The sequence below is a fragment of the uncultured Parabacteroides sp. genome, from assembly GCF_905196875.1.
Lineage (GTDB): Bacteria > Bacteroidota > Bacteroidia > Bacteroidales > Tannerellaceae > Parabacteroides.
Genome location: NZ_CAJJWO010000012.1, coordinates 26,205 through 38,131 on the forward strand (window position 1 = coordinate 26,205; position 11,927 = coordinate 38,131).

Consider the following 11,927-nt stretch of genomic DNA (forward strand, 5'->3'; position numbering starts at 1 on the left):
CCAATCGTTTTATGGATATTAACTCCCTCCCTGAGAGAGCTAAGAAAGTAGAAAAAGAGACAAAAGCTTTTTTCAAATCAATTAAAAAGAATCGTTTACGGGTACTGGACGATACGGTTCATGCCATCCACGAAGAGGTATTCGATTCTATCGATTGCCTGGAATGCGGGAATTGCTGCCGTACGCTTGGACCGCGTATCACCGATCGCGACATCGAACGGATTGCACAGGCGCTCCGCATCAAACCACATGAAGTAGTTACACGCCATTTGCATATCGACGAAGATAAGGATTATGTGTTCCGGTCGATGCCCTGCCCGTTTCTGGGGGCGGATAACTATTGTAGTATTTATGAGGACAGGCCGAAAGCTTGCCGCGAGTATCCGCATACGGACAGGAAGAAGTTTTATCAGATACATGCACTGACGATTAAAAATGCGCAGACTTGTCCGGGTGTTTTTGAGGTATTGGAACAGTTGAAAAGAGAGCTTTAGGGAAAAAGAAAAGGCAGCCGCTTGAAACAAGGGCTGCCTTATGGTTAGAGATTCTTTTCTGATTATTCTTCCGCCTGAGTAGCTTCGTAAGCCTTCAACAGCTTATCCTGTACATCGGAAGGAACAAGTTCGTAAGCGGCGAACTTCATTGTAAATGAAGCACGGCCACCAGTGATAGAACTCAAAGAAGTTGAATAGCTTGACATTTCCTTCAAAGGAACTTTTGCCAACAATTTTTCAAATCCCTTTTCACTGTTCATACCCATAATGATGGCACGACGACCTTGCAGGTCACTCATTACATCACCCAGATAATCACCCGGAACGGATACTTCTACGTCATAAACTGGTTCAAGGATCTTAGGTCCTGCTTCTTTAAAGGCAGTACTGAAGGCATTACGACCGGCCAGCATGAAAGAAATTTCATTACTGTCTACCGGGTGCATCTTGCCATCATAAACAATGATGCGCACGTCACGGGCGTACGAACCGGTCAACGGTCCCTGTTCCATACGTGCCATAATACCTTTCAGAATAGCCGGCAAGAAACGTGCATCGATGGCTCCACCAACGATACTGTTAATAAATACCAGCTTACCACCCCAGTCCAAATCAATAGTTTGCGTATCACGTACGCTAATTTTAAATTCCTGTCCGCCGAAACGATACATATCCGGAGCCGGCATACCTTCGTAATACGGTTCCACGATCAGGTGAACTTCACCGAACTGGCCAGCACCACCGGACTGTTTCTTATGGCGATAGTCCGCACGAGCCGCCTTCGTGATTGTTTCACGATACGGAATCTTCGGTTCAATATATTCGATCGGCAACTTATCATTATTTTCTATTCTCCACTTCAATGTGCGCAGGTGGAATTCTCCCTGTCCGGAAACAATCGTTTGTTTCAACTCTTTGGATTGTTCGATCACCCATGTCGGGTCTTCCTCACGCATACGGTTCAGGATCTCCATCATCTTTTCCGAATCGGCTTCGTTAACCGGTTTCACGGCACGACGATATTTAGGATCCGGATATTTGATAAAGTCGAACTTATAGTCGCAACCCTTTCCGTTCAATGTATTACCGCGACGTACATCTTTCAGTTTCACGGTCGCACCGATATCACCGGCAACCATTTCAGTCACTGCATTACGGGTCTGACCTGCAACAGAGAATAACTGAGCGATACGTTCTTTCGATCCACGATCGGCATTCAGCAGATCATCTCCTTCTTTTACTTTTCCTGATATCACTTTAAAATAGGAAACCTGGCCGATATGCGGTTCTACAGTCGTCTTAAAGAAGAACAGGCTGGTCGGTCCACTCGATTCGGGAGTAACTTCCACACCTTCGGTTGTCACCGGGCGAGGCATCTTATCTGTACAAGGAACTACATTTCCAAGGAATTCCAACGTACGGCGCACACACATATCGCGTCCTGCACATACACAGAATACAGGGAACATGCCGCGGATAACCAAACCGGCACGGATACCTGCACGCATATCGTCTTCGCTCAATGTTCCTTCTTCAAAGAACTTTTCCATCAGCATATCGTCGTTCTCGGCAGCAGCCTCAACAAGAGCTTTGTGAAGTTCCATAGCTTTGTCCATTTCCTCTTCAGGAATTTCCAATACATCAGGTACGCCACCTTCCGGTTTCCAACGATACATCTTCATCTTCAATACATCGACAATGGCATTGAAAGAAGAACCTGTACTGATCGGATACTGGACTTGTACGATCTTACTACCGAACTGGTCTTTCAGCTGGGAGATAGTTCCATCGAAGTCTGCTTTGTCGTTATCCAACTGGTTTACAACGAAGATAACGGGTTTATGAAATTGTTCTGTATACCGGAACTGGTTTAATGTTCCCACTTCCACACCATATTGGGCATTCAATACCATCAGTGCCGTATCAGTTACGTTCAAGGCAGATACTGCTCCACCGATAAAGTCATCCGAACCCGGACAATCGATAAAGTTCAGCTTCCTGTCTTGCCATTCAACACTGAAAACGGTTGAGAACACTGAGTAACCATACTCTTTCTCAACCGGGAAATAATCGCTCACCGTATTTCCTGCTTCTACAGTACCGCGACGTTTTATAACTCCACCCTCGTAAAGCATTGCTTCAGCGAGAGTGGTTTTCCCAGAGCCCGAACTTCCCAGAATAGAGATGTTCTTAATTTCGTTTGTTTGGTATACTTTCATGATATCAGGTATTAATTGAGTTTAACAATAAATATCAACTACGTGAAATACTCACGAGGCCGCAAATTAGAGAATGTACAGGAAAAATGCAATTATCGCCCGGTGTTTGAGAACTATGTTATGCAGCAGGCCATGCTTATTGCATAGATCCGGTCTTACCCACTATGCTGCATATCCGATTGACTAACACGGCAAACAGGTTGTAAGACCAGATTTAAATTTAGCGGGTTACAGGAAAGCCATTGCTGAATATTTCCTATCTTTGTCGCCTTGTTTTTATTGCGGAGGCTTGCACTCTACTTATTTAATGTACACGAATTTACTAGAAAGAATAGCTATATTCTGAAGTAAATATCTATAACTGGTATTTAATGATATACAAATTACGAACAGTGTTCCTGGCTATCTGTTGTCACACTACATTATTATATGCACAAACAACAGATCCGTCTTTTACCTATCATATAGAAACAGGTGCCACTGCGGGGGGAGGCAATTATGCCCCACTCTGGTTTACCGCCAACAGGAACGGTCTGTCCAGCATTAAACCGAACAGTGCCTATCTGGAAGCCGGACTTACCTTTAATAAAAAGCTGAAGCATCACTGGAACATACAAGCCGGACTCGATCTGGCAACAGCGGCAAACAATACTTCTGCTTTTATTATCCAGCAGGCTTATGCCGATATATCCTGGCAATGCCTAAGTATGAGCGTCGGCAGTAAGGAACGCGATCCTTTTGGGAAAAATCCTCAATTAAGCAGCGGAGGAATGGTAGAAGGGAATAATACCCGCCCCGTTCCCCAGGTAAGAGTCGGCATTGAGGAATTCACCAATGTGCCTTTTACGAATGCCTGGTTGAAAGTGAAAGGGCACATAGCCTACGGACGTTTTACCGACGACCGCTGGCAACGCGATTATGTCGCCGTCAAGAAGCAATATGTAGAAGATGTATTGTATCACAGCAAGTCTCTCCTATTCCGTATCGGTAAAAAAGAGAAGTTCCCTCTCGAACTCGATTTCGGCATGATCATGGCGGCACAGTTCGGTGGCAAGGTCTACGAATATGATGCCAACCGTCAGACGAAACAGGTATACGCAATATCTACCGGGATAAAGGATTTCTTCGATATACTTATCCCCGGCAAAGGAGGGGATGATACTCCATGGGGAGACCAGGTCAATATCTTGGGTAACCATCTAGGCAGCTGGAATCTTTCATTAAGTTACTACCTGAGCGACTGGAAACTCAGAGGATATTATGAGCATTTCTTCGACGACCATTCCCAGATGTTCTTCGAATACGGACGGTGGAAGGACGGACATATCGGCCTGGAAGTAACCTTGCCTCATAACCGGTGGATCAGTACATTCGTATGGGAAGGCCTGGCTACCAAAGACCAGACAGGTCCTATGTTGTACGACGGGTTTGCCGGCCATTTCAGCGAATACCAGATCAGCGCAAAAGACAACTATTACAATAATTACTATTACCAAAGCTGGCAACACTGGGGCATGGGAATGGGGAACCCTCTCCTACCGGCACCTCTTTATAATGAGGACGGGAGTTTACTGTTTAAGAGTAACCGCATATTGTCACAACATATCGGCTTCAACGGAAATCCCTCGAAAGAAATAAACTATCGCGTACTGATGAGTTACACCAGACATTGGGGAACATACGACAATCCCTTGGACGAAGTTCGTAAACAGTTTAGCTCGCTGTATGAAGTCACCTACAGCCCGCAGAAGCTCCGGGGCTGGTCTATCTCTGCAGCACTGGGACTCGACCACGGTACTTATCCGGGGAATAACACCGGCGGCATGTTAGTAATTAAAAAAGAAGGGATCATCCTGAAATAAGACATATGGAAGCAAAAATAAATAAGAACCTGAATATACTTATCATGCTTCTTTGCTGCATGATCTTTTCAAACAGTTGCCAGAAGGAACCGATAAACGGAAAGACTGACGGACAATGGCAGTTGATGCATTTTGAAACGGCGGACGGAACCATTCACCCGTGCGAACGGATATATTATGCCATACAATTACAGTTGGTGGAAATCAGAGATAAAAGTGAGAATAAATATGGTACTTTCGTCGGCCGTTTCAATTACGACCAGAAGGCCGAAAAGATTACAGTAAAAGAGTTTAGCGTCCCCTACAACGAAAATGTATTGGCTACCGGGGAGCAGCTCCTGCCTTTCGGCATGGACAGTACGGAAACAGTATTCGACGTAATCAAAGCAGACGGTAAATCTTTAATTCTCCGGTCGGACTATGCAACGTTAACATTCCGGAGTTTTTAAGAAGCATCCATTTTAACGTTAAACGACATAGACTCAATCAATAAAATATCTATCTTTGTATATTCAATACATATATATTATGACAACTATGGAATTAAAAGCACGTAAAATGGATCTGGTAGAAGCTGTAATGCTACTGGACAATGAAAAACTGGCCAAAGCCGAAAGATACATAAGAAGTTTACTGACAGAATCTTCAGATAAAACTTACGAAATGCCTGCACATCTTCTTAATGCTCTATTAGATCGGGCAGATGAAAACAGAAAGAACGGCTCTTATATTGAAGATAAGGAAATGGATAACTTTATAAAGTCACTTGGATGAATATCATTTGGGACCCATTAGTAAAACAACAAATAGAAGACATATTCAGATTTAATCAAACTGCATTCGGAACACAAAAAGCGAAATCCATTATACAGTCAATAAATCATCATATCCATTTGTTAAAGCAATTTCCTTTTATGGGAGCAATAGAGCAATCGACAACTTCGAGAGTATTACCTTATCGATATCTGGTAGAAAAACATTGCAAGATATATTATACAGTAGATGATAAAAACATATACATTGCTTTAATCTGGGACACCCGGCAAGACCCTCAAAAATTATGGACTATTCTTAAATAATGGCAGGCCTCTATATACATATTCCGTTCTGTGCCAAACGATGTTTGTATTGCGATTTCTTTTCCAACACGGAAATGAAATACAAAGAGCCGTATGTGACTGCCCTTATCCGGGAACTGGAAATAAGAAAGGATTACATCGGCAATGAACCGTTAGAAACGATCTACTTCGGAGGTGGAACTCCCTCCCAATTACAAGCCACTGACTTCGAACGTATATTTGATGCCATACAACGCTTATTCGACACATCCGGTTGCAAGGAGGTCACACTCGAAGCCAACCCGGACGATATGACACCCGAATACGTTGCCAGCCTTCGTACATTTCCTTTCAACCGTATCAGCATGGGGGTACAAAGTTTCAAGGCGGAAGACCTGCGCTTCCTCAACCGCCGGCACGACCGGGAACAAGCTTTGCGTGCTGTTGAGTTATGTAAAGAAAATGGACTCGCGAATATAAGTATCGATCTGATCTACGGTCTCCCCGGACAGACATTGAAAGAATGGGAGTCGAACCTCGACAGGGCCATCCAACTGGATATTCCCCATATCTCCGCCTACCATTTAATATATGAAGAAGGAACCGCCTTATATAAATTAAAGGAAGCCGGAAAGATATCTCCTGTCGAAGAAGAAATCAGCGTATCTCTTTTTACCTCCCTGATCGACCGACTGACGGCAAACGGCTATCTTCATTACGAAATATCGAACTTCGCACGCCCCGGAATGATCTCCCGTCATAACAGTTCCTACTGGACCGGAAAGAAATACCTGGGAGCAGGTCCGTCCGCTCATTCCTACAATGGGGAAAGCCGCCAATGGAATGTTTCTTCCCTTCCGGCCTATATCCGGGCGATCGGAAACGGATCACCGGAGATAGAGGTGGAAGAGCTGGATATAAACACCCGTTATAATGATTTCATTATTACCGGGCTTCGTACTATGTGGGGCGTCAATTTAACCGAAATTCAAGGACAGTTCGGAAATGACAAATTAATCTATTGCCAAAAGCAGGCTGCCCCCCACCTCAAACAAGGACTTCTTATCGAAAAAGGCGAAACCTTGATACTCTCCCGCAACGGAATTTTCATATCGGATAGTATAATGAGTGACCTTTTATGGGTCTAAAATTAACAAAACAGGCCTCCGAAACAACGAAACAGGGGGTTATTCGTACAAATTCTGCACATTTTCACGATTTTTGAGAAATAAATAGTACAACATATTAAACTATTATCTATATTTGCCCTGTCAAAAAGCAGCAAATAGTGCCATATTTATATATAATATCAGGTTGCAACGGAGCAGGGAAGACCACAGCTTCATTTACAATTCTTCCAGAGATGTTGAAGTGTAAAGAGTTTGTGAATTCCGACGAGATAGCCAAGGGGCTTTCCCCTTTTAACGCAGATAGCATCGCCGTAGCTGTAGAAGCAAGCCGAATTATGTATAAGCGCATTAAAGAGCTCATCGCAGCCGGTGAGACTTTTGCAATGGAAACTACGCTCGCCACCCGGTCAGTCGCAAATCTGATACGGGAAGCACAAAGGGAAGGATATTATGTTACATTGTTATATTTCTGGCTGAATACGCCGGATCTGGCAGTGGAACGGGTAAAAATGAGAGTGGCAGCCGGTGGTCATAACATACCGGAAAGTACTATCCGCCGTAGATATGAGGCGGGTATTCACAATCTTTTTGAACTATATATCCCCATTAGTGATTATTGGATGGTAACAGACAATTCTATGTCTCCGATGGAAGTAATTGCCAAAGGATTCAGGAATGATAAAAAAGAGATATATAATTCGGATATTTACACTAAACTTGAACATCATGAGTGAACAAGAAGTAAGAGAATTTGAAGAGAATATAGTTAAAGGTGCCAATATAGCTTTTCAACGCTTAGTTAACCAGAAAAAGAAAGAAGACGGCGAATTAGTCTTCTCTCGCAACGGATATATTTTCCGCGTAAAGGCAGCTGACCTGGAAAAGGGTATGTTTTAATTATATCAGATATAAAAAAAGCGAGTGATCTTTCGATCATTCGCTTTTTTTTATACTCAACCTTTACCTGACAACAAAGCTTTATCACTTCCGGCTGTCCAGAATACCGGATTCGTTATCTGCATTATTGACTTTCCTATAGGTTGATTTATATTTACGCCCGAAGTCTATATGATAAGAGAAGGTCAGACGGAAAGCGGGATAAATATCTCCGAACTGCTTATCCGACACATAAGGAGTAAGTGCCGAATAGTTTTTCGTCTGATACAAAGCTGTTTTACCAGAGAACGGAATAGATGCCGAAGCTCCCAGTTTCACCTTTCCCAACCGATAACCGACACTCAACATATTGAAACGATCCGCCTGCGAACTGCTTTCTCCTGAAAAACTAAATGCCCTTTTATAAATAAGCAGACCGAAACTAAACTTCTTCACATCACTGTTCAGCGAAAAAACATAATAGCCGTCCGTATAAGTATGGGAATAATCATTTCCGTGGGAAATATAATGATTGACACCTCCCGAAAGGTTCATCGACAGATAATCACCGAATGGAGAATAATTCAGATAGGCCTCTGCGGATAACCGTTGAAAACTTCGTTGGTTATCGTAAGTCTGGATAAACAAATGGCGGGAAGCATCATAACGAGTTTCTTCCATCACCATATCGGGCATATACTGATGGGACAAATACAAACCAGTCTTCACCTTCGCAGTGTTCACGGAGAAATTCAACGAATTGAAATGAGAAAAATAAGGCGTCAACTCCGGATTACCTTTTCGTATTTGCAGGGAATCGATCCATTGCTCCACATCGCTCAACTGGGATAAAGACGGATTCTGATTGCGGAACTGGTAATCATAGCGAAGGCTTAATTTCTGACTTATATTATAGGTAAGGCTCACCCGGGGACGAAAATACCAACGGTCGTACGAACTGACATCTTCCTGTGAAAGATAATTCCTCGAAACGCCTACTCCTACATTATATACCAGTTTCTTCCATTTTCCTACATATTGTGCATATAAATACGACTCGGCATCCACCATATGCGTTTTATAATCACCCGAACCGGCATAGACATTATCCGTATAGGCCTGTGTATGTTTCAACCCGCCGGTTATTCTACCCGAAGACAGCTCCTTCTCATAAATACCTTCACCGATCACGGAATAACGTTTACCGTTTATATGTGTATTAATATCGGTCAGAAGAGCTTCTTCCTGCTTCTCGATATAACTATGATCTTCGGAAGTCTTTGAATATGTCCCAACCACATTCAATACCAGCGACTGTTTATTAGGAAGCTTACGGAAATAATAGACATCCAACGACGGACGGGTAGTCAACCGGTTATTATCGTCTTTCAACTCACTTACTTCCGGTGTCATATTATTAGACAGCAAACTGCGACTATAATAATGGGGATAGTCGTAACGCAACATATTCAGACGGGCATTCAGGAAATAATCGTCTCCCTTCGTATAATTGTAATTGGCAGTCGTAACCCAGTAGTTCTCATAATCTTTTCCCGGTATTCCTTTCTGCTCACGCTGAAACGTATGATCGGGATAATAGAATGTTTCCGTGCGGTCTGTCCAGGACTCTTTGTAGCGGTGGCCATTCACAAAACTGGATAAAGAAAATTCCGATCTGCCGTGGTTATATTTTCCATAGATATAATCTCCCATCCAGAACGTATTCAACTGATGGTTCAGATCGACTCCGAAATTACCTCCGGAAGTTCTTTTGACAGTGATATAATCCAGTACGACATCTACTCCGTCACCGTAACGCAAACCCGGATTATCATGATATTCGACCCGCTTGACATCAGCCGGAGAAAGAGCTGTCACTTCCAGTGACGAGGCTTCTACCCCATTGATACGCAGTTGGACCTTTCCACTTGCCATCCCGATCGACTTCGTATTCGGGTCGACCATGATACGGGGTAACGCCAAACGGCGGGTCAGTTCAAGACCATCGTTCGATTTCTCAACTTGTTCCTTTGACGGAAACAATAACTGACGGTCCAACTGCCTGACCATAGAAGAGGCTTCGACTGAAACTTCCCCTAGTTCGACCGACTCCGGTTCCAACCAGATATCTTTCAAATTAATGGAAGAAGTCAAACCTTTCAACACTACCATCGAGGGTTTATACCCGACGAAAGTGATACTTAAGCGGTAATCGCCCGGAGCGATCCGTTGCAACTCGAAATGACCTTTACGATCGGTCACCAGACCTCCGATCAGAGTCGAGTCCATCCTCAGTAAAGAGACATTTGCCGAGACGACAGCCTGCTCGTTTTCCGTGTCTTTCACTGTTCCCTTTACTGTGATTTCCTGTGCTTTCATCATCACAGAAAACAATCCTAACATACACAGCATACATAGTCTTTTCATATAAATCTGTTTTAAATTACATGAGTAAAATTACATTGAATCCAGTAGGATATCGATTTATATGAGAGACTAATTAAAGTGCAGCCCATTTTACACGCACCTCATTTACAAGGTGTTGCAACTGGCTTTCTTCCTAAAAGTTTATATCTGGTATTTTTGCCTTTATATGGCTTCAGAAAGTAGTCCGGAGGAAGAGGAAACCTCTCCGCTATATTCTATAAAAGAAACAATATCGTCTTTTTCATTTATTCCTAATGCATGCCGGATATTCGTTTTACGCTGATAGATCGTACGGACACTTTGCTGGGTAACTACACTTATCTCCTTAGTGGAGAAACCGGCCCGCAGCAAGCAACAAAGCTGAAGTTCTTTTTCAGATAAACGTCCACTGGCAAATCCCAGCAAGCGGGTATGGAAATTATCGTAGACAGCATCAATAATCGGATACAGGTCTTCCCATATCAGCAAGGCATCGGTTTGGGTTTCGTTATTGGCAATGTTGGCCATTTGCTGGAGAAGTTCCTTGTTTTGTTCAGTCGGAGTGGTAGCCACAAGTCGGATAATACCTAACTGCTGAAGCAACACTTTACGGAAGAAATGACTATCCGGTAAGGGAGATGAATCGTCGGTACCAATCCTGACCGGCGTCACTTCACGCAGTAATTGCTGTAAGGTGTCCAGCTTTTCTTCTGTTGCCAATAGCTTTTCACGTTTGTTACGAATATAAAAGAAGGTAACGCTTCCCAGTACAGTAAAGATAAAGAGCAGAGCGAAAAGAACAGTCAATGTTTGTTGCCGCTTCACTTCCAATCGTTGGTTATCTATCAACAATTTATTTTGCATCCGGACCCGCTCCTTTTCATCCTTCACCAGACTCATAGCAGCCACGGAAGTCGAATCTACAAATTGCGCTAATTCACTCACATCGAAAGGAGCCCCATTCTGCGTCCGCCAATAGGCACGTTGTGCCTTTGTCAATACATTCCGGGTTATATACCAGGGATTCGGGTCGATCATCAACCCGTTTTCCATAAGTGAAAGGTAATACTCGACAGAGTCTTTCTGTCCCAAACTTTGCCAAAGACCTAAAGCCGTAGCGGCAAACGGTTTGTCCGGATATCTTTCGACTAATAAATGATATTTCTCCAAAGCTTTCTGAGGATGGGTATGAGACAAAGCATCAACATAATTACGCAAGTAATGTTCGGCTAAAGGATCTTTCATCTGCCAGGCCAGATCTGCCGCCTCAGACATATAATATAAAGAAGAATCTTCACATCCCATCCGTCCATAATTAAGTCCTAAAACATACCATGCATCTGCCCGCTCATCCGGGGCAATCGCTATTAATCTACGGCAAGCATCGATGACCTCCTCATATCTTCTTTCTTTATAAAAGAAATCTGCTTGCATACCATAAGCACGTGCCAGATGTATCGTGTCGCCACTTCGCTCTGCTTCGGCTACGGCATCCTGCAGGAATGATTCTTTCAACTGTTTATCGTTCGCTTGCCAATAGGCAAAGCGACAAGCATAAAACAACAGGTCGAAACGGTTATGATCCTTATAATATTGAACGGAATAAGCGATCAATGAGTCGTTGACGGTACTGCGCCGCTCTTGCAGATGGCTTAAGGTGAGCAAATACCAGTAATCGGCTTTGTCGCTATCCGTTAAAGAAGCCGGTATGATCTTGTTTTCCAGCAACCAGGCAGCGCTGTCGGGCTGTACATATACCAATTCGAAAGCTTCGTCGATCACCTGACGGTTCGACGACTTATTACAAGCGACCAGCAACAAGTTAGCTGCCAGGAAGATATATATAAATAGTTGCGTGGTTTTCATGATCATACCGGTTTCT

Annotated in this window: 11 protein-coding genes; 8 read left to right on the forward strand and 3 right to left on the reverse strand. The window is 43.4% G+C overall.

The window, feature by feature from the left end; translation table 11 throughout:
- The first annotated feature begins 11 nt into the window (after window positions 1–11).
- Window positions 12–494, forward strand: coding sequence for a YkgJ family cysteine cluster protein (locus tag QZ076_RS06565; protein ID WP_195370851.1), 483 nt, complete (start codon window positions 12–14; stop codon window positions 492–494).
- Between the two features lie 62 nt (window positions 495–556).
- Here QZ076_RS06565 and QZ076_RS06570 read toward each other — a convergent pair whose 3' ends face one another.
- Window positions 557–2,713 carry an elongation factor G gene (locus QZ076_RS06570; RefSeq protein ID WP_293711495.1) on the reverse strand — a complete coding sequence of 719 codons (2,157 nt, stop codon included), beginning with the start codon at window positions 2,711–2,713 and terminating at the stop codon, window positions 557–559.
- 371 nt (window positions 2,714–3,084) lie between these two features.
- On the opposite strand from QZ076_RS06570, the gene QZ076_RS06575 reads away from it, so the two are divergent.
- The 7 genes from QZ076_RS06575 (at window position 3,085) to QZ076_RS06600 (ending at window position 7,660) form a co-directional block, all read left to right on the forward strand.
- Entirely contained in the window at window positions 3,085–4,575 is a 1,491-nt protein-coding gene (locus QZ076_RS06575) for a capsule assembly Wzi family protein (protein WP_293711498.1), read from the forward strand.
- Between the two features lie 5 nt (window positions 4,576–4,580).
- Entirely contained in the window at window positions 4,581–5,024 is a 444-nt protein-coding gene (locus QZ076_RS06580; protein ID WP_293711501.1) for a lipocalin-like domain-containing protein, read from the forward strand.
- A gap of 88 nt (window positions 5,025–5,112) precedes the next feature.
- Window positions 5,113–5,349 (forward strand): hypothetical protein, encoded by a 237-nt coding sequence (locus tag QZ076_RS06585; RefSeq protein ID WP_293711504.1) that lies wholly within the window; start codon window positions 5,113–5,115, stop codon window positions 5,347–5,349.
- A complete protein-coding gene (locus QZ076_RS21985; RefSeq protein ID WP_365324838.1) occupies window positions 5,346–5,654 on the forward strand; it encodes a type II toxin-antitoxin system RelE/ParE family toxin in 309 nt (102 codons plus the stop codon). The genes QZ076_RS06585 and QZ076_RS21985 overlap by 4 nt, the downstream gene beginning before the upstream one ends.
- Window positions 5,654–6,781, forward strand: coding sequence for a radical SAM family heme chaperone HemW (gene hemW / locus QZ076_RS06590; RefSeq protein ID WP_293711507.1), 1,128 nt, complete (start codon window positions 5,654–5,656; stop codon window positions 6,779–6,781). The genes QZ076_RS21985 and hemW overlap by 1 nt, the downstream gene beginning before the upstream one ends.
- Before the next feature lie 140 nt (window positions 6,782–6,921).
- Complete coding sequence (locus QZ076_RS06595) at window positions 6,922–7,497, forward strand: zeta toxin family protein (RefSeq protein WP_028729609.1); 576 nt, start codon at window positions 6,922–6,924, stop codon at window positions 7,495–7,497.
- A complete protein-coding gene (locus tag QZ076_RS06600; RefSeq protein ID WP_005637232.1) occupies window positions 7,490–7,660 on the forward strand; it encodes a hypothetical protein in 171 nt (56 codons plus the stop codon). The genes QZ076_RS06595 and QZ076_RS06600 overlap by 8 nt, the downstream gene beginning before the upstream one ends.
- A gap of 84 nt (window positions 7,661–7,744) precedes the next feature.
- Here QZ076_RS06600 and QZ076_RS06605 read toward each other — a convergent pair whose 3' ends face one another.
- Window positions 7,745–10,066: a TonB-dependent receptor gene (locus tag QZ076_RS06605; protein WP_293711510.1), complete on the reverse strand. Its 2,322-nt coding sequence runs from the start codon at window positions 10,064–10,066 to the stop codon at window positions 7,745–7,747.
- A 162-nt stretch (window positions 10,067–10,228) separates the two neighbouring features.
- Window positions 10,229–11,911: a LuxR family transcriptional regulator gene (locus QZ076_RS06610; RefSeq protein WP_293711513.1), complete on the reverse strand. Its 1,683-nt coding sequence runs from the start codon at window positions 11,909–11,911 to the stop codon at window positions 10,229–10,231.
- Window positions 11,912–11,927 lie beyond the last annotated feature (16 nt).

Bases quoted from the DNA above. Each gene is read 5' to 3' on its own strand.
- QZ076_RS21985 (WP_365324838.1), top strand. From the start codon at position 5,346: ATGAATATCATTTGGGACCCATTAGTAAAACAACAAATAGAAGACATA.
- QZ076_RS06605 (WP_293711510.1), bottom strand. From the start codon at position 10,066: ATGAAAAGACTATGTATGCTGTGTATGTTAGGATTGTTTTCTGTGATG.
- hemW (WP_293711507.1), top strand. From the start codon at position 5,654: ATGGCAGGCCTCTATATACATATTCCGTTCTGTGCCAAACGATGTTTG.
- QZ076_RS06575 (WP_293711498.1), top strand. From the start codon at position 3,085: ATGATATACAAATTACGAACAGTGTTCCTGGCTATCTGTTGTCACACT.
- QZ076_RS06580 (WP_293711501.1), top strand. From the start codon at position 4,581: ATGGAAGCAAAAATAAATAAGAACCTGAATATACTTATCATGCTTCTT.
- QZ076_RS06585 (WP_293711504.1), top strand. From the start codon at position 5,113: ATGGAATTAAAAGCACGTAAAATGGATCTGGTAGAAGCTGTAATGCTA.
- QZ076_RS06610 (WP_293711513.1), bottom strand. From the start codon at position 11,911: ATGAAAACCACGCAACTATTTATATATATCTTCCTGGCAGCTAACTTG.
- QZ076_RS06570 (WP_293711495.1), bottom strand. From the start codon at position 2,713: ATGAAAGTATACCAAACAAACGAAATTAAGAACATCTCTATTCTGGGA.
- QZ076_RS06600 (WP_005637232.1), top strand. From the start codon at position 7,490: ATGAGTGAACAAGAAGTAAGAGAATTTGAAGAGAATATAGTTAAAGGT.
- QZ076_RS06565 (WP_195370851.1), top strand. From the start codon at position 12: ATGGATATTAACTCCCTCCCTGAGAGAGCTAAGAAAGTAGAAAAAGAG.